Source organism: Pseudomonas sp. GM80, from assembly GCF_000282515.1.
GTDB lineage: Bacteria > Pseudomonadota > Gammaproteobacteria > Pseudomonadales > Pseudomonadaceae > Aquipseudomonas.
In genome coordinates this window covers 42,865-57,577 of sequence record NZ_AKJD01000006.1, presented here as the reverse complement: position 1 = coordinate 57,577, position 14,713 = coordinate 42,865, and the positions used below count along the sequence as shown (strand labels likewise).

The 14,713-nt window shown below is 55.8% G+C and carries 25 protein-coding genes; 4 read left to right on the top strand and 21 right to left on the bottom strand.

Going from position 1 to position 14,713, the window contains the following annotated elements:
- Window positions 1-146: 146 nt before the first annotated feature.
- The 9 genes from PMI37_RS00680 to PMI37_RS00635 all read right to left on the bottom strand — a co-directional run bounded on the left by PMI37_RS00680 (window position 147) and on the right by PMI37_RS00635 (window position 5,830).
- Complete coding sequence (locus PMI37_RS00680) at window positions 147-1,196, bottom strand: tyrosine-type recombinase/integrase (protein WP_008077048.1); 1,050 nt, start codon at window positions 1,194-1,196, stop codon at window positions 147-149.
- A 1-nt stretch (window position 1,197) separates the two neighbouring features.
- Complete coding sequence (locus tag PMI37_RS00675) at window positions 1,198-1,440, bottom strand: DUF4224 domain-containing protein (protein WP_008077047.1); 243 nt, start codon at window positions 1,438-1,440, stop codon at window positions 1,198-1,200.
- Window positions 1,441-1,484: 44 nt separating this feature from the next.
- Window positions 1,485-1,814 (bottom strand): hypothetical protein, encoded by a 330-nt coding sequence (locus PMI37_RS00670; protein WP_008077046.1) that lies wholly within the window; start codon window positions 1,812-1,814, stop codon window positions 1,485-1,487.
- Window positions 1,815-1,864: 50 nt separating this feature from the next.
- Complete coding sequence (locus PMI37_RS00665) at window positions 1,865-2,182, bottom strand: hypothetical protein (protein ID WP_008077045.1); 318 nt, start codon at window positions 2,180-2,182, stop codon at window positions 1,865-1,867.
- Window positions 2,179-2,514: a hypothetical protein gene (locus PMI37_RS00660; protein ID WP_008077044.1), complete on the bottom strand. Its 336-nt coding sequence runs from the start codon at window positions 2,512-2,514 to the stop codon at window positions 2,179-2,181. The genes PMI37_RS00665 and PMI37_RS00660 overlap by 4 nt, the downstream gene beginning before the upstream one ends.
- Before the next feature lie 49 nt (window positions 2,515-2,563).
- The gene (locus tag PMI37_RS00655) at window positions 2,564-3,460 is read right to left on the bottom strand and encodes a hypothetical protein (protein ID WP_008077042.1); all 897 of its coding nucleotides are present in this window, start codon (window positions 3,458-3,460) and stop codon (window positions 2,564-2,566) included.
- A gap of 46 nt (window positions 3,461-3,506) precedes the next feature.
- Window positions 3,507-3,686 carry a hypothetical protein gene (locus tag PMI37_RS00650; RefSeq protein ID WP_008077041.1) on the bottom strand — a complete coding sequence of 60 codons (180 nt, stop codon included), beginning with the start codon at window positions 3,684-3,686 and terminating at the stop codon, window positions 3,507-3,509.
- Window positions 3,687-4,047: 361 nt separating this feature from the next.
- Complete coding sequence (locus tag PMI37_RS00640; RefSeq protein WP_008077040.1) at window positions 4,048-4,791, bottom strand: hypothetical protein; 744 nt, start codon at window positions 4,789-4,791, stop codon at window positions 4,048-4,050.
- A 262-nt stretch (window positions 4,792-5,053) separates the two neighbouring features.
- The gene (locus tag PMI37_RS00635; RefSeq protein ID WP_008077039.1) at window positions 5,054-5,830 is read right to left on the bottom strand and encodes a DUF2786 domain-containing protein; all 777 of its coding nucleotides are present in this window, start codon (window positions 5,828-5,830) and stop codon (window positions 5,054-5,056) included.
- A gap of 90 nt (window positions 5,831-5,920) precedes the next feature.
- Between PMI37_RS00635 and PMI37_RS00630 the strand changes: the two genes are divergently transcribed.
- On the top strand, window positions 5,921-6,577 hold the full coding sequence (locus PMI37_RS00630; protein ID WP_052635241.1) for a hypothetical protein: 657 nt from the start codon (window positions 5,921-5,923) through the stop codon (window positions 6,575-6,577).
- A 20-nt stretch (window positions 6,578-6,597) separates the two neighbouring features.
- Here PMI37_RS00630 and PMI37_RS00625 read toward each other — a convergent pair whose 3' ends face one another.
- Window positions 6,598-6,960, bottom strand: coding sequence for a hypothetical protein (locus PMI37_RS00625; RefSeq protein WP_008077038.1), 363 nt, complete (start codon window positions 6,958-6,960; stop codon window positions 6,598-6,600).
- Between the two features lie 136 nt (window positions 6,961-7,096).
- On the opposite strand from PMI37_RS00625, the gene PMI37_RS00620 reads away from it, so the two are divergent.
- The gene (locus tag PMI37_RS00620; RefSeq protein ID WP_008077037.1) at window positions 7,097-7,432 is read left to right on the top strand and encodes a hypothetical protein; all 336 of its coding nucleotides are present in this window, start codon (window positions 7,097-7,099) and stop codon (window positions 7,430-7,432) included.
- 1 nt (window position 7,433) lies between these two features.
- Here the strand turns inward: PMI37_RS00620 and PMI37_RS00615 are convergent, their stop codons facing one another.
- The 10 genes from PMI37_RS00615 to PMI37_RS00575 all read right to left on the bottom strand — a co-directional run bounded on the left by PMI37_RS00615 (window position 7,434) and on the right by PMI37_RS00575 (window position 12,365).
- On the bottom strand, window positions 7,434-7,769 hold the full coding sequence (locus tag PMI37_RS00615; RefSeq protein WP_008077036.1) for a hypothetical protein: 336 nt from the start codon (window positions 7,767-7,769) through the stop codon (window positions 7,434-7,436).
- Between the two features lie 75 nt (window positions 7,770-7,844).
- Window positions 7,845-8,309 carry a hypothetical protein gene (locus tag PMI37_RS00610; protein ID WP_008077035.1) on the bottom strand — a complete coding sequence of 155 codons (465 nt, stop codon included), beginning with the start codon at window positions 8,307-8,309 and terminating at the stop codon, window positions 7,845-7,847.
- Window positions 8,306-8,548 (bottom strand): hypothetical protein, encoded by a 243-nt coding sequence (locus PMI37_RS00605; RefSeq protein WP_008077033.1) that lies wholly within the window; start codon window positions 8,546-8,548, stop codon window positions 8,306-8,308. Before PMI37_RS00605 ends, PMI37_RS00610 begins: the two co-directional genes overlap by 4 nt.
- Complete coding sequence (locus PMI37_RS00600) at window positions 8,545-10,173, bottom strand: YqaJ viral recombinase family protein (protein WP_008077031.1); 1,629 nt, start codon at window positions 10,171-10,173, stop codon at window positions 8,545-8,547. Before PMI37_RS00600 ends, PMI37_RS00605 begins: the two co-directional genes overlap by 4 nt.
- A complete protein-coding gene (gene recT / locus PMI37_RS00595; RefSeq protein WP_008077030.1) occupies window positions 10,170-11,057 on the bottom strand; it encodes a recombinase RecT in 888 nt (295 codons plus the stop codon). The genes PMI37_RS00600 and recT overlap by 4 nt, the downstream gene beginning before the upstream one ends.
- Before the next feature lie 43 nt (window positions 11,058-11,100).
- Complete coding sequence (locus PMI37_RS32355; protein WP_274517660.1) at window positions 11,101-11,223, bottom strand: hypothetical protein; 123 nt, start codon at window positions 11,221-11,223, stop codon at window positions 11,101-11,103.
- Window positions 11,214-11,585, bottom strand: a complete 372-nt coding sequence (locus PMI37_RS32125; protein ID WP_238544383.1) for a hypothetical protein — start codon at window positions 11,583-11,585, stop codon at window positions 11,214-11,216. The genes PMI37_RS32355 and PMI37_RS32125 overlap by 10 nt, the downstream gene beginning before the upstream one ends.
- The gene (locus PMI37_RS00585) at window positions 11,582-11,776 is read right to left on the bottom strand and encodes a hypothetical protein (RefSeq protein ID WP_008077025.1); all 195 of its coding nucleotides are present in this window, start codon (window positions 11,774-11,776) and stop codon (window positions 11,582-11,584) included. The genes PMI37_RS32125 and PMI37_RS00585 overlap by 4 nt, the downstream gene beginning before the upstream one ends.
- The gene (locus PMI37_RS00580; RefSeq protein ID WP_045122890.1) at window positions 11,773-11,964 is read right to left on the bottom strand and encodes a hypothetical protein; all 192 of its coding nucleotides are present in this window, start codon (window positions 11,962-11,964) and stop codon (window positions 11,773-11,775) included. The genes PMI37_RS00585 and PMI37_RS00580 overlap by 4 nt, the downstream gene beginning before the upstream one ends.
- Window positions 11,961-12,365 (bottom strand): hypothetical protein, encoded by a 405-nt coding sequence (locus PMI37_RS00575; RefSeq protein ID WP_008077021.1) that lies wholly within the window; start codon window positions 12,363-12,365, stop codon window positions 11,961-11,963. The genes PMI37_RS00580 and PMI37_RS00575 overlap by 4 nt, the downstream gene beginning before the upstream one ends.
- A 627-nt stretch (window positions 12,366-12,992) precedes the next feature.
- Here PMI37_RS00575 and PMI37_RS31745 point away from each other — a divergent pair.
- Window positions 12,993-13,622, top strand: a complete 630-nt coding sequence (locus tag PMI37_RS31745; protein ID WP_008077018.1) for a hypothetical protein — start codon at window positions 12,993-12,995, stop codon at window positions 13,620-13,622.
- Between the two features lie 449 nt (window positions 13,623-14,071).
- Here the strand turns inward: PMI37_RS31745 and PMI37_RS00565 are convergent, their stop codons facing one another.
- A complete protein-coding gene (locus PMI37_RS00565) occupies window positions 14,072-14,308 on the bottom strand; it encodes a hypothetical protein (RefSeq protein WP_008077017.1) in 237 nt (78 codons plus the stop codon).
- Window positions 14,309-14,440: 132 nt separating this feature from the next.
- Here PMI37_RS00565 and PMI37_RS00560 point away from each other — a divergent pair, with 132 nt between their 5' ends.
- Window positions 14,441-14,698, top strand: a complete 258-nt coding sequence (locus tag PMI37_RS00560; protein WP_157173053.1) for a hypothetical protein — start codon at window positions 14,441-14,443, stop codon at window positions 14,696-14,698.
- Window positions 14,699-14,713: the final 15 nt, after the last annotated feature.

The window sequence follows — 14,713 nt, the reverse complement described above, 5'->3', positions numbered from 1 at the left end:
CAGTCGACGGTTTTCAAGACCGCTATGGAAAGCCGCAGAATACGCGGGCTCAGACGCTTTTTCGTTCCAATACTTTTGTTTTGCAGCACCTCTACATACCGCATTCTACAAGGGGTGCCTTTCGAGTTATGGAACTCTTTTTTCGACTATTTTGAGGGTTTCGCGATGGCGCCAACGCGGCGATAAACCCGCTCGGTAATGTCGCCTTTTGTGTGCCCGAGCAACAGGCTGGCGTCACCAACATCGCTGATTTCCGACGCCGCTTTCGGCCGAATATCCCGGAACTGGAATTCACCGATCCGCTTAGCTAGCAGCTCGTCTCCCTGCTCAAGAGCTTCCAGTTTTGCCTTCTCTCGCGCCGCGTCCCATCGCTTCCTCAGCATCGTCGCAGTCATCCGTTTACCGCTCCGGTTGATGATCAGGTAGCTCGAAACGTGAGCAGCGTTTCGCTCTGTGATCGCCGCGATCAATATGCCCAGGCTGTTCGCCTCTCCGGCGGTCGTCATCTGAATGCGCAGCTTCTTTTGCGTCTTGTTCTGCTGAACAGTCAGATATCCGCCTTGAACATCATCCTTCCGCATAACCAGCACATCTGCCGGCCTTTGCCCGGTCAGATAGGCTAGGTCCATCGCTTCCTTCAGCTCCTGAGCTGCCTTCTTGTACACCGCCTCCCAAACCACATCATTCGCGTAATAGTCCCTCGGCGTCTCCTTGTTCTTGCGCACGCCTTGGCAGGGATTTTCCTTCGTCGTCAGCCCCCATTCGCGGGCAATGTTGAAAATGTGGGAGAGGGTAGCGATCTCACGGTTCGCCCGGACCTTCGCCGATCGTGCGTCTCGGTAGCCAGCAATCGTTGCTGGCGTGATCGAGTCGATCGGAGCGCTGTCGAACATCGGCCGAAGCTGCTTGATTTCCGCCAAGTTGTCCTTCTGCGTGCGGGGTGCTTTCTTCGGCACCACATCACGAATGTACCGGTCGAAGATTCCCTTCATGGTGCGCAGGTCGAGCGGTTTTTCCTTGGCTTCGAGTTCGGCCCACTTCAGCCGAGCTTTATCGAGATCTTTGCCCAGAGGGATGTCGTTGCCGAGCAGGTCGCGGTAGTAATACGCGGTCCAGGTACTGCCGTTTTTGCGCTTCCGTGAGCGCTTGTACATTCGAGGGGGGAGGTGCTGGTGCTCGGTCTTGCGGGGGCGCATATCAGTTCACTCGCGAATAGTCTGGCGTCCATGCCGGCGCGGCAGGCGGCGGGTTAGGATCGGCAATCGTAGGGCTGATCATGCCCAGCTTCATACGGGCGTACATCCGACCAACCAGTGGGCGCTTGCCGCGGCTTTCGACGAAGACCCATTGGCGATCAATCAGCCAGCGGCGCTGGTAGGCCCGGGCCTTATAGCCAGTGAGCTCGGCCAGTTCCTCGTCGGAGAGAATTTCAGTTTCCATGGTGATGCTCCATGCCGCGCGTGGCGGCAGAAGGTGGTGATGAGTTAATCCATTTGGTACCAGATGCCGCAATCGACGCCTTCGGATTGCAGCGATTTGTGCATGGCCTGCACGCCGGCATAGCGCCGGTTACCCTGGCCATCAAACGGCGCGCCGAGGTGAAAGGCTCGGGCGTGGTAGGTGCTGGCTGACTGCATCCAGCCGTGAAGGCCGGCATCGTGAAGCGTCTTCTCACGGAGAAGGCCGACGCGGAGATAAACCCGGTCGAGGTTCGCGCTACCGCCATCGTCCGGTGCCGCTGCTGCGGCGACCTTACCTGCTTCGAGGGCGCGCGCGACTGCTGCCACCACTTCCGGCAACTGTTCCTTTTTCATGGGTGCACCTTGCCCGCCGCACACCGGCAGGCTGTTGAGTTGTGGGAGGGTTACTGCTGGAAGAGTTCGGCGGGGACTTTGACCGTGGCGCCGCGCGTGGCAAACACCACTGCGCGGAACACTGCGGTGGTTCGGGTTTCGCCGGTCTCGCGGTTGAATAGGTCGTTCGTCATGTCGGCCAGCCAAGGGTTCCGTTGGCCAACATCGACCCAGACGCCGTACTTCGTGATCAGTTGCTCGGCGTCGGGCAGGGCGAAGAGCTGCAACTGACCCGTGCCGGGCTGCTGATCACCCTCGATCGCGTTGATTGCCCAGTCCAGCGCCGGTCCGGTCAGTTCCTCGGTGCGGACGCTGACCATGCGACTCATGGTTTCCAGCGCCTGCCTACACGAAACACCATCATCAGGTTGTGATGCAGGGGCACTTTGAGCACGTGGTCGAAAAACTCGCCTTTTCCAGAGATGAAACCGGTAGCGACCTTGCACTTCGCGATCCCAACCTCTCGCCAACATTCTTCGCCGCCGTTCTCGTCCCAGTAGGCCCGTTCGCGTCTCGGAATCTCATCGTAGGTTTTATAAAGGGCATCGGAATCGGGGATATCACAGATCCGGCGCCATGCTGGGTTGCGCTTGCACCAGTCGGCGGCATGCTGAGAGGCCTGCTCAGGAGAATAAAACTCTTTGGTGTTTTGTTCGTTCATCGCCACGGCCCCTTGTAGATGAGGTAGGCCATGTAGAGCGGGGCGAAGATCATGGCGTCACCCTTTTGAACTCGACGACCCAGACCCATGGGTTGGCGTCCCAGTCGCCGCCGGTTGATTTCCACAAACCTGCAAACGCTTTGGCTGCTGTGGTTTCGAGCCCTGCTTTGCCGTCATCAGGCCCGACCATATAACCTGTGCAGATTGGCCAGCCGTCATCCGGGCGAAACGCCACTCCGACTATTCCTTCTGCTTGGGCTTGGCCCTCGCTGATGCCCTGCAACCGCTCGACGCGGACGTCGGTGATCTCCAGCAGGATGCGGCTGGCCCAGCGCGGCATGTGGATGCTTGGGCGGCCTTTCCCTGTCGTGAGCATTGCGCATCCGGTTTGCCTGACGGCCCCATCTGCTGGGTATTGGATCGGTTCGCCTTGGCTCAGGTCTCGCGGCGCTACCGCATCAACCTGTGCGTCCGCCGCCCAGGTCTCGCGCACCCACAGCCGATCGCCTTGCCGCCCGTACGGGCAACCCCCGTACATTGCCAACTCAGCCGCGCATTCCTCCTCAGTCGCACCGAATGCACCGAAGCCCCAGCGCGGATGATCTTGAACCACGGCCATCCACTGATGTTCGAGGGAATCTGATTTTATATAGGTCGGGATCTGATTCCCTTTGAACGGGCGGCGCGTGACCGTCTTTTGGCCAGACAGAATCGCGCGCACCATCGCACCGTTGAAAAGAATGGGGCGCTCTTTGTGGAATGGCTCTGGAGCCGGTCGCGGCTTGGCCATTTTCGCCAGGCATCGTTTGCAGCTGACAAATTCGCGTTGGTGGGTTCCGTCCCATGCGACTTCGGAATCTTCATTCAGGCCGCAAGCCGACAGCGACCAGCGCTCGTTGTCCTGCGTGCAGCCGGAGTCGACTATGAGGTGGTTTTTCCTGGGCATGCCGGTTCCTTGCCGCTATAGCGGCTGACTTTGAAGGGGGAGGGAGTTACGGGTATTTGGTGCTGATGCGCTTGGTGATCGCTTCGAGCTTTTCGGCCATGGCCCACATGTCGTTGCTGTCCCGGCGGGAGACGACCGCGGAGCGTTGGACGTTGCGGCCGATGAGGATCTTCGCTGCCAGCAGGATCAGCCAGGCTTCAGCCTTGCGGCGAATGAAGCGCTTCACGGCTTCACCGTTTCGTCGCTATCGAATCCGAACCGACGGCAGAGTGCATGCGCGTCCCCAGACCCGACACAGAAGGCGTCCATCTTCGCTACCCCGCGCAGAGTGCCGCGCCGGCTGGTTCCGGTTACAAACTCGTACGGCCTTGCCGATCAGCGCGTGCTCGGTGAATTCGCCCCCATGACATCTGCCTGCGGGCACCTTTTCACCTACGCCACCGAAAGCTATTCGCTAGAAAGCCAGCGTCTCGAGGCCATTGCTTACACGTCAGATGGTGTCGCACAGGGTGTTCTGGCTATTGAGTTGGCGGCCGATGCGGTGGTGGCTTGATCTAAAGTCGTAGTTTTTTACCAACAGCCAGCGATTATCGGTGATCAGGAAGGTCACCGGTGCTAACCCTTTCGTGTAGATCTTCAAGGTATTCAACTATGCGATACGCCGGAATAAAATTCATAATTCCGGTTGCTTCAACTGCTAGTGTCAGCATACCGGCAAACATCCAGTCACCGTCTATCACCGCTACAACCGGTGAACCGCTGAAGCCTCTCAGCGACGCCGTCATCTCGTTGACAATTTGAAGGGTAACCATATTATCCATGGCTGCGGCCGTTAACTTGGCAACTAATAGGGATATATCGGCGGTAATACGTTTTTCTGCGTAATCATACTCTCTGTGATCTTCACTATAGCCAAATACGTAAAAAATACCGACTTTTTCATGATGTATCGGATCGATTGAAAACTCAGTCCCCATCCAATACACACCATTTTCGCTCAAAAACTCACGCTGGAATGAAGCGATTCGCCGGATTAATAGATCGAAATGCGGATCGTATTCAGGTTTGAACACTGCTTCTAGATCAAATACAATCGAGTAGCCCGCATCTCTAACCATAATTGTGAAGGAGTCTGCTTTTACGCTTTGGTTGTCCAAAACATGTTGCGCTGATATACAAAAAAGCTGTTCGCGATGTTCAACGATGAAAGCTGTTCCCACCCCATGATATGGATATTCCTCAATTTCAGATCTGAGGATAACCGGATAAACTTGACCTTTTATCCTCCTCCAAAGCTCACTTAAGTCCATCATCCCTTCGCTAGCATTCATTTCAACCATAGTCCGTTAAGCACCGAGCTCTAAGGTATCCAAGTCTTGAGAGAGCCGCCACCCATTCGTTGCTGATACCACGCCGAATTGGGCCGTGCGGGACGACCCTTTTCAAATCAGTTTGGTTTAGACCCACCGAGCGATAGTTTAGCCGCTGCCCCGATGTTATTTTGTAGAACCGCCTTAAACTCCTGGGCAATCGCTTCGCGCTGTGCTTCCTGAGCAACTCAGCGCAACATCAACTCCGGTTTGGGTGGTCGGATCATGAGTTTGCCGATAGGCCGAGAGTGTCTTCGCCGCCGCGCGCGAGGCCGGCATGTAGATCAACCCGGCGACCAGCAAGCATTCCCGCGATCTGCGCATTCAGGTCGATATCAACATCACGCGTTTTCCGGGCTTTGCCCACGCCTTTGTTTGCGAGGTACTCGGTGATCAGCGCCTTGTCTTGCGCTTCAACCGCGATGATGTCGCGTCCGTCACTTGCTGGCGGGGTATCGTCTTCGCCTTTCGGGACAAGTGCGCTCAGCTTCCCGTAAACCTCGCCGACCCACGCCAGGGCGAAGTGGTCGCCTGCTGTTTCGGCTGAGTACGAGCTGCGGTGCACACCAGTACGTACTGCTGCGACATATTTCTTGCGGGCAAATTTCAGCTTTGTCAGTAGCGCCTCGAACGCATACAGCGCGATGTGCTGGGCAGGTGTCACCCCCACGAATGACACGCGGGCGATGATTCGATCCTTTTCCTTGCAGTAATTCCGACCGTACAGCGAGATGCACCCGAACACATGAGCCACAGCCGCGCTTAGGCTCCGCTCCCACGCGGGGAGGCGTTCGACTCGGGTGAACTGCGACTCGACTTCACCGACGTCGCTTAACTTCACATCCATTTCGGTCAAACGGTACTCGCGCATCAGCGCCTGTGCCTGCCGAAGTGCAGTCGCGGCCTCGTACTCGTTTTCGCTCTGGGCCAGTGCCAGGCAGTGCTTGATTTTGCGGATCGCGCGCTCGAGTTTCTTTTCGTCGATCTGTTGTGCGGACATAGGGGATCCTCGCCGGCTGGCGTGATTCGTAGAAGTGGGGTATTTGTGTTCGGCCCGGCATGGAGCCGGATAACTCTTGGGGGGGGCGCTGTGAAAAAATATCTGTATGGGAAAAAGCTGCACCTTCAAGGCTGGATTGATGGAAAGCAGGGTTTGCGGCTGAGCGATATCGCTCATTACTCAAACATGGAAAATCTTGAAATGCGAGATAATGAGCTCGCCAAAGAATTTTTCTATGATAAAGAGCAAGTAACATTCACGGTCAATGGTAGGAAATTAAATCCTCAAGATATGACCGCAAATCCAGTTATGACTGTGTACCCAAATCGTTGCTTTTGCGTATGCCTAAGTGGCAAGGGAAATGACGCAGATCTGTTTAATCGTTTCAAGGCCGACACCTGCATTGAGGTCGATGTTTTGAGGCTTGTTGAACTATTAAAGGCTTTTACTTCACATCTCGAGGGGGTCACCATTCTTCATCAAGGGGTGAATTATTATCCTCCGTTGATCGTTGGTGCAGCCCCTGATTTTCTGGAAGCGATTTTTTTTAAAAGAGATATCTATTCAGTCGAGAACGAATACCGGATAGCACTCACAATTCCAGCGCATCGAAAATTTTTTAAGGATGAAAATGGGAAAGCACTCCCGATATTTTGCGATGATCCGAACGACCTTCACCATATGTTCATGAACTCGCGAGATCCTATGATCAACAAGAGTTATATAGTTTCTGTGGTTTATAAGTAAGCGCGATATTTCGAAGAAATTCAGGCGCGCCGGACTTTGAAGTGAAGCATTGCTTTAATGCTGTGGCAGTAATCCTGAAGCCGCTCGTAGGCTTTGTATTTGGCCTGACTTCGAGTGGCTGCCCACTCCCTGACCAGATCTTCGCGGGCCTCGCGGTTCCAGTCGAGATCTTCCCAGTCATGCTTGAACGGAAGCACCAACCATTCTTTGAGCGGAAGCGTCTCGACCATCTCGCCGTACTGCATTTCGTGGGTGGGGTGGTAATTGGTGATGCGCTTCTTCGGGTCTTCGTCCAACACCACGCCAATGTAGTGGCCACGATCGGCCAGGATTACGCCTGGCTTCCCGTAGGCGATGACGCGGCGGCCGATTTCGGCGGGCACCTAATAGTGCTGCCGGACGTATGCGCAGTTGTGGCTCATGGATTTCTCCAGTCAGGCGCCGCCCTCCGTGACCGGTGGTGGCAATTTGCATGTAGATAAGGTTTGATAGCGCCTCGAATTTAGCAATGGAGGCTTTATGTCTTTTTTTAGAGCGGCTCAATGTTTTTCAACGGCAATTGACATCTTGCAGCTTCCTCACCCCAATGGGGAGGTGTATGACATCTATCGGGCATTGGTTGAGTGCAATGAAGCGTTGGGTAGCATTGACGTCACTCAGCTTGACGCCGAAGCGGCAGGCTGGATCGACCAGTTAAAGCGTCTGATGGACTATAGCCACTTGTCAGTTCCGACCGAAAAAGGGGGGCTAGAGGTCAAGGCAGAGCAGTTCGGTATAACTGACAAAATCGAATTATCTCAACTGGTCAAGGATCTTTACGATTGGTGCCGCGAGGAAAATCGGAAGGGCTTATAACTTAATCGCCAGCGTCGCGCGCCCGTTCGGCCATGCTCTTCTCGTAAAATGCTCGCAACACCTTTTCTGGAATCTCATAAGGTGTCGTGACACAGCGAAGCATCTTGGCTTGGGTATCGAAGTTGGCGGCGATCAGGTTCATCAGCAGCAACTGGTGAACCTCCTGCTGGCTATTGATGCCGTGGGCGGCCATGACCTTCTTTACGTCAGACTTGAACACCCCGGCGCACTCAACCGTAAACTTCTCGATGCCCAATGCAGCGTCCTTTGCTGCTGCTTTCTCGCGCTTCCTGCGCTGCTTCTTGGCTTCCTCCGTCAGTTCCTGTACTTCGGCCATGGCCTACCTCTTCAATTCCGCTGGCCGGCAAGTCCAGCCAGGTCTGTCGTTTGCGTTGTTGGGGTCTGGAACGTCTCACGCAGCTACCTTCACCTGATGCCAGGCGCCGGCGGCGTAGAACAGCTTCGCGGCTTCGGCTTCGTCCATCGAAATTTCGTCGGGGATGGCGATCCAGCCTGATGCGACCAGTTGCGTCGGGTTCGCGCTGTTGCGAAGCTCTAGGTAGTAATGCTCGATCGCGTCAGTGAGGCGCTCGACCTTGTAAACGCCCTCGGGCGAGATCTCCACCGACTTGATGTATTCGGCGCCGCGCTCGTCGCGACACATGGCGCCGATGTAGATCGTCCAGCGGTAGGAGAAATCGAATATCGCGTTGGCGATCGCCAGACTGCGGATCTGCTTGCAGCTCTTCCAGTTCGCCATGATCTGGCTGCCGCTGGGGTCGATGTTCACCACCGCGACGTGATTGGTGCGCAGCAGCGCCCGGCAACTGCGTTCAGCCCGGGCGAAACCGTTGTTGGGTTTGCGTTTCGATTTCATATCGAGTCCGCCATTTTGCGCAGAGCCTTGCGGTCGACGGCCGATATCGGCTTCGGCCGACGCTTGAGTACCGTTTCAGGGTCTATTTTGTTCGAGCGGGGCGGTGGTAACGGATTGCGTGGCGGGCTTTTCAGTTGGTCGATCCGTCCGCCGGCAGCCAGGTACTGCGCGATTCGTTCAGAGATCGACTCGGCGTCAGGTCGGTGCTGCTCGACGAGGTTGAGGTGGTTGCTGATCATGCTGCCACCCTTACCAGCCTCACGCCGGCCATGCTGAATTTGTTGCCTTGATCGGCGACCAGCGCGTCGAGGTGTTCCCAGCTCACGGTCAGCACAGTGATAGGTGCTTGTCCGTAGGCAACTGCTTTGATCAGCTCTTCCAGATCAAATACTTCGGCCTGCAGGTTCACCGGTGCCGAGATTGTGGTTGCTGGCTTCGAGGCAGACTGAGCAGGCGCAGCGGCTTTTACCGCTACCGAGGACGTGACTGGTGCAGGCTCAACAGGGGTCTTGGCTTTCGCCTCGGCTTCGATCCGTTGCAGCTCCTGTTGTCGGATCTGCTCGCGCTGCGCTTCGGCTTTCTGCTCCTCCGCCTTCTGGTGTTCCGAGATCCGCACCTTGATCAGCGCGACCAGGTCGTCATTCGCCTTCATCACCAACTGCTGAACGTCGTTGAAAAGGAACATGTAGTCGGCGGCGAGCTCGTCCAGGCTGGCCAAGTTGCTCCGGATGTTGTCGCCGATCTGGCTGGCGGCAATCTTTGCCCGGGCCAGCTCGGACTCGGCAGAGTCGCGCAGGCTGCTGATCGTCTTCTTGCCTTTGATGGCTCCGGCGAAATCCGCAGGCACTGGCGGCATGCGCGCTTTGCCGCCCAGCGAAGCGTTAATCTGGTCGATGTGCGTCTGAATCGCCTTGGCTGCTGTCATGACAATGTCTTCGCGGATGCTCACCTTACGAGCCTTCACCAGCTTGTCGAGCATCAGGCGCTTGGCACGCGCCTCGGCGCTGATCTCGTCGATGGTGCGGAACAGCGCGTCGATGCTTTCGGTTTGGCTCAGCGCATGCTGCTTTGCGGCTTCCAGACGCTCCTCGACATCGCCGCACCATTTCACCGCTTTCTCTGCGTCGGCGAAGTGCTGGTCGGTTTCCAGCTCAGTGTTGATCGCGGCGAAGACTGCCAGCGAATGAGATTTGAACTGTTCCAGGTTGCTGGCGGTGACCATGCCGGTCACTTCGATGCGTAGCGCTGGTAAGGATTCCGGTGTTTTGCCGACGGCCTCCGGCACCACCTCGGCGGGAGCGAAGTCCTGTAGGTCGGCTTGGAACTGTTTCCAGCCTGCGACGAGTGTGGCGGCGCGGCCCGGTACCGGCGTGTACTCCATCGAAACGAAGTTTTCTTCAGTGCCATCGGAGCAGACGAAGATCACCTTCTCGGCGCTGCTCACCAGCAGTTGCTGCTCGAGCTGCCAGTAATAGTGCGGATCCAGTGTGCCGGCGCGAACGTCGGCGGCGAGCTGCTCGTTCCACATTTTGTGTTCGAACAGCACGTCGCCGAGGATTGTGCAGCCGTCGAGGGATGCGAGCAGATCACCCTCGGTGCCGACGACGGGAAACAGGTCCTCGCCAATTCGTCCTTCGAGAATCGGTCGAGCAAGCGCCTCGGTTTCATGCCCTTTGTCGAAGAGGTTTTTCTGCACCCACCACGACACGTCGCGATCGAGACCAGTCTTTTTCGCATGCAGCAGTTCGGTCCGCTTCATCTGTTTCGATGCGCCCATCATTGCTGGCGCTTCTGACGCAGTGAAGTAGTTGGCGCGGAGCGCATGCCAGGCTTCGGAACCCTGAGCGACATTATGGATTTTCATTCTTGGTCTCCTTCAATTGGCGCGAGCGCTTTGATTTTGGCGATCTGCTCTTCGCTCAGGGTGAATTTGCTACTGACGGTGGCGATCAGGTGATCAGGGGCGGAGCGTCCGGCGTCGACTGCGATTTGCCATTTGGGCAGGTTCTCCGCGAGCTTCTCGTCGGGATAGGGAGGAAGTTCAGCTGGTGCCGCGCCACGTGCCGGTGACACGTCACGAATGGTTGGCGCGGATTCTTCGAGTTCATCTGGGCTGTACACGCCGAGGATCACGTCCGGGCAATAGAGGCGCGACCAGCGCTTGGTGGCGAGGTACGCCAGTTGCTGGCGAGGGTCGTCAGCCCAGAGCGTACTGTTTCGAGTGCGAGCCTGGGCAAGCAGCAACTCAAGGACTCGCGGCTCGTCTTCGCCCCGAAAGGTTGCCCAGACCTTCACGCCCAGCCCTTGCTCGTCTTCAAGCTTCCAGCCCGGGACGCGGTACTCGCCTTTGTCACCGTTCTTGATGGTGAACTTGCCGATCACCTTTTCCCAAGCGCCGTACCATTCGTAATGCAGGCGATCCAGCACCGGCGCGCAGGTAGTGATCACCGCGTTCACCAGCTGCGCTTCGTAGCCCAGCACGCCATTCACCAAATGCGTTTTCTGCGCCACGGCGAACGGGTTCATTTTCCACTGCATTGCCTGCATGACGACCGCCAGACAATCCGCTGCGTTGCCGTTGAAGTGCTTCGGCAAAGTGGCACGGCCGGTCGCCATGACCTCGGCCAAGCGCATCATCTTGTCCAGGCTGTCGCCGTCCAACACCAAAGCGCTGGTACTGGTTGCGGCGTGCGGAAGAACGTGAAGGTTTCGGTCGTGCGCCACCGGCGCCACGCTTTGAGCGGACATGACTGTTCCTTGCCGCGCGGTGCGCAGCGATTGAATTCTTTGTTTATTGAGTGATGCGATCCGCGAGGGCGCTGAGAAGCATCAGGAAGGTGAAAACGCCGATGGCGGAGAAAGAGCCACGTCGGATCAGAATGCGGCGGGCAAGCTGCCGGGAAGTCATGGCCATGGCCTCAGCTGCTGCAGTACTAGTTCATGCAGCGCTTTGCCGTCACGGCTAATGCGCTGCCCTCGGAGCTGCCACTTTTTCGTGCTGGGCCAGCAATCGATCATGCGACCGTCCGGAAGCGTCAACTTAACGTGGTAGCCGTTGTTGTGCTTCTTGTGGGCGAGGCCAGTACGAGACAGCCAGACGTCAAAGCGCTGCATGGCCTTAGCCTTCATTCGCTTTTTATGTCCGTCGGGGTTTGGCTCGCCGCCTTCGCCGCCGCAATTCAGGCAAGCCCGTGGATATCCGACCTCCTCGCCAATGAGCTGGCAGCAGCTCATGCAGTGACTTCCATCGGCCACGCTGTCTTCGTAAAAGCTCACGACCGAACCCTTGCCGCGATACGACCACCTTTCATGGTCACCGACAGGCGCTGCGGCAGATTGGCGACCAGATCCTCGCGCTTGCGGCCGATCACCTCGTTGAAGGGAAGGCCGAAGCCGAGCAGGGCGATCTTGTGTTCGATGTCATCGAGCTGCTCGTCGATGAGCGATTTAACCGGTGCCGTACTCATGCGTCCTCCTTGCGCCGCTGACAGGTGTCACGCAGGCGTTTGCAGTAGTGGTTGAATTCGTCGGTGGTGATGACGCCGTCGGTGAAGAGGCGGGTGATCAGTCCCTGAACCAGCAGGCTGATGTCCTCTTCGCCGGCGGGCGCCGACACACTTTCTAGGGCTTGGTCGATCAGGATGTGAGGGCTCAAAACCCGCACTCACTCTCGACGCGATCACTTTCGCGCTTGGCATCGCGGTACTCGTTGGCATGTTCCGCGATCAGGTCAATGGCCAGCGAACGGATGATCTGCGGATCGCCGCCGACGGCTTCGATGGCCCAGGTGTGCAAAATCCCGCCGTCTTTCCGCCTGATCAGTTCGATCAGGATCTTCTCGATGTATCGATCGGGATCTGGGTTAGCGGCCATGTGATCCGCCAGCGCCTCCGGCAGGTGGTCTGCGTTGACCAGTACCTTGCTTCGTCCAACTGGGTTTGGCGCTTCGACGTCGTGCCGAGAAAGCAGATCGTCGACCGACTCGGACAACCATTCCTGACCTGCCTCCGTGTCCAGAAAGTCGTCTTCCGGGATGAGCTTGCGTAGAGCTGACATGGTCGTCTCCAGAGTTTCGGAATTAGCTAAACAGCGTGGGTAGTAATGAGGGCTTTGGCGGCGACTTCCTCGTCGAATGAGCAAAGGTGCGGAGCTTTCTGGTAAAGGCGAATCAGCAGCTCATCACTGTCTGTCGACCACGTTTCACTTGCGATAAAACGTTCGTCTCCTGATGCATATGCCTCAAGCGCGGCTTCAAAAATGGCAGTCAGAGAACGTCTCTGACCGCGGCTCATGATGTCCACGAGGTGCTTCAGTTTTGGCTCCATTCGAAGGCCTACGGAAACAGTGGTGGTCTTTGGTTGGGCGTATCGCCTTGTACCCATATATGAGGATCCTTGTGATGACCAACAAAAATTGGAGTGCACTTAACCGCACCGCTGGTTCTCGCTAGGCAGGGAGAGATAGGAAATTGTGGCTAAAATCTTTAACGATGGGCTTTCAAGGCAATATAGATATGCGTTCGAAAATTCTATTCTGAGTCAACAAATACGCGCGTAAAGTTTGTTTGTTGGCTTGAGTAGGTGTCTTCTTGCAAGTTTTTTTAAGCGGTCTAGACTGCAACTCTGACTGTTCAATACCTCTAAACATCGACGTGGTAAATTTGATAAGCGGGAGTGAAATGGAATGCCTTCCTATCGGGTTTTCGACAGCATATTTGAAGCAGGCGATGAGTGGGATCAAATTTCATCAAAACCGAAAACATGCGCGTCAATGCTGTTTTTTAAATATCAGAATGGGTCTATCGGGGGCGGCCCTTTTTTTGTCTGGTCCAGCGAAGAGGGAGAGGGCATTCATATCGCGAGAACTATAAAAATAGGTGCTAATATTTCACCTGCCCTTAAAGGGAGAGCTGTACAGTTTCGTAATGCGCTGGCGAATTCACGCGCGTTTGCCCTAAGGGGAGAGCCCGGATTCAGACGTCGAGGGCATTCTGAAGAGTTCATGCTAGAGGACTTTCCGGTTTGCCTAGGTATTGTTGGCGGTCATCAAAATGTGCAGCAGGCTTATATGTCAATCACATGGAGCCCTTGTATTGATCAACTAGACGCTAGCGCGAGTAATAATATAGGCCCAGTAAGAGGTTGTTTTAATAAGTTAAACATTCTGGCGCAATCCCATCCAGATATCTCTTTTGAGATAAGTTTTAAACAAGGCTTTGGAGTTTATACGGGGAGGGGAGAGGCTGCAGAACAATACCTGAATGGCGCGTCAGCAGGTAATCTCTCTTTTTACTATTCACCTGAAACCGGTTGAGATTTATAAGTCTGCGTTCCGCTTTGATCTTGATAAGGATGATTTCCAATGCCGCCTCATCGAAGCGGCATCAGTAAATCTGTGGCGCCGTGACCCGCTACTGGCGTCGGTCACTGGCTCAATCAAATTGTTCCTCCAGCCGCGGGCCTTTCGGCTTGTTCTCCCGCTGGATAACTGTTCTTGGCGTTTTACGCTGCACGCCCGGGTCAGTTGCCAACCCTCTGAACCGTTGAGGCCGGTTCATCGCTGCCTTTGAATCTGGGCCGGTGGTGATCCGGCAAGGTGATGCGGTATCGCTAAAGAGCGGCGCGGCTTCGCTGCTGGGCCGGTGTTGTCTGGCTTGCGAATAAAAGTAGCAGTGCTGCTATTTAAAGTAAATAGCGCTGCTAATAATATTTTCTGCGGGCGTAAAAAAACCCGCTCTCGGCGGGCTTCTGAAATTCGGACGGTTAGGGTGTGTGGCCGAACTGGCTCCTGAAATCATTCTCGAGCTTGCGGCACGCGCCACTTATTATGCTTTTCGCTCCCGCAGTGCCGGTGTAGCTACTTTCTTCTCGATGGCACAAGTCAATGGCATCGCGCGCGCTTGCTTTTGCTTTTCCTTCCGGAGTGTTACCGACGACAGCGCCATAGACGAGAAACAAAACGACTGCTGCTATCAGTCCAATTAGCACTTTTTTGATCATTGGATCCCTCCTGTAGTTGATCCGGAATTTTACCATTCGTGGCTCGGCGCCACCATTGGCCGGCTCGACAGGTAAAGATTGCTGGTCATCTGCTATAGCTTTACTCGAGATGCGCATCGGAGGGATCGGCCCGTGAATACGAGTGAGTTTGGAATGAAGGCTTGGGGAGTCGCGACTGTTGTGCTGGCAATAGCAGCACTCGGAATCGTTCTTCTGGGAAGTACCTATCTAGGTTTGAATGGGAAATTTGTGGAGGGGACGCCGCGCTGGATTGCTGGGCTGTACTTAGCGATCAAGCAGAACGGTAACGTCGTGGCGGGAATATTGGGTTTTAGCGGTCTCGCTTGGTCAAATTTTTACAGAGCTTCGGCGAGGCTAGGTGATGAGTGATGCAGAAACACAAAG

Coding starts and splice junctions, on each gene's coding strand:
- PMI37_RS00680 (WP_008077048.1), bottom strand. CDS start 1,196: ATGCGCCCCCGCAAGACCGAGCACCAGCACCTCCCCCCTCGAATGTAC.
- PMI37_RS00675 (WP_008077047.1), bottom strand. CDS start 1,440: ATGGAAACTGAAATTCTCTCCGACGAGGAACTGGCCGAGCTCACTGGC.
- PMI37_RS00670 (WP_008077046.1), bottom strand. CDS start 1,814: ATGAAAAAGGAACAGTTGCCGGAAGTGGTGGCAGCAGTCGCGCGCGCC.
- PMI37_RS00665 (WP_008077045.1), bottom strand. CDS start 2,182: ATGAGTCGCATGGTCAGCGTCCGCACCGAGGAACTGACCGGACCGGCG.
- PMI37_RS00660 (WP_008077044.1), bottom strand. CDS start 2,514: ATGAACGAACAAAACACCAAAGAGTTTTATTCTCCTGAGCAGGCCTCT.
- PMI37_RS00655 (WP_008077042.1), bottom strand. CDS start 3,460: ATGCCCAGGAAAAACCACCTCATAGTCGACTCCGGCTGCACGCAGGAC.
- PMI37_RS00640 (WP_008077040.1), bottom strand. CDS start 4,791: ATGAATGCTAGCGAAGGGATGATGGACTTAAGTGAGCTTTGGAGGAGG.
- PMI37_RS00635 (WP_008077039.1), bottom strand. CDS start 5,830: ATGTCCGCACAACAGATCGACGAAAAGAAACTCGAGCGCGCGATCCGC.
- PMI37_RS00620 (WP_008077037.1), top strand. CDS start 7,097: ATGTCTTTTTTTAGAGCGGCTCAATGTTTTTCAACGGCAATTGACATC.
- PMI37_RS00615 (WP_008077036.1), bottom strand. CDS start 7,769: ATGGCCGAAGTACAGGAACTGACGGAGGAAGCCAAGAAGCAGCGCAGG.
- PMI37_RS00610 (WP_008077035.1), bottom strand. CDS start 8,309: ATGAAATCGAAACGCAAACCCAACAACGGTTTCGCCCGGGCTGAACGC.
- PMI37_RS00605 (WP_008077033.1), bottom strand. CDS start 8,548: ATGATCAGCAACCACCTCAACCTCGTCGAGCAGCACCGACCTGACGCC.
- PMI37_RS00600 (WP_008077031.1), bottom strand. CDS start 10,173: ATGAAAATCCATAATGTCGCTCAGGGTTCCGAAGCCTGGCATGCGCTC.
- recT (WP_008077030.1), bottom strand. CDS start 11,057: ATGTCCGCTCAAAGCGTGGCGCCGGTGGCGCACGACCGAAACCTTCAC.
- PMI37_RS32355 (WP_274517660.1), bottom strand. CDS start 11,223: ATGGCCATGACTTCCCGGCAGCTTGCCCGCCGCATTCTGATCCGACGT.
- PMI37_RS00585 (WP_008077025.1), bottom strand. CDS start 11,776: ATGAGTACGGCACCGGTTAAATCGCTCATCGACGAGCAGCTCGATGAC.
- PMI37_RS00575 (WP_008077021.1), bottom strand. CDS start 12,365: ATGTCAGCTCTACGCAAGCTCATCCCGGAAGACGACTTTCTGGACACG.
- PMI37_RS31745 (WP_008077018.1), top strand. CDS start 12,993: ATGCCTTCCTATCGGGTTTTCGACAGCATATTTGAAGCAGGCGATGAG.
- PMI37_RS00565 (WP_008077017.1), bottom strand. CDS start 14,308: ATGATCAAAAAAGTGCTAATTGGACTGATAGCAGCAGTCGTTTTGTTT.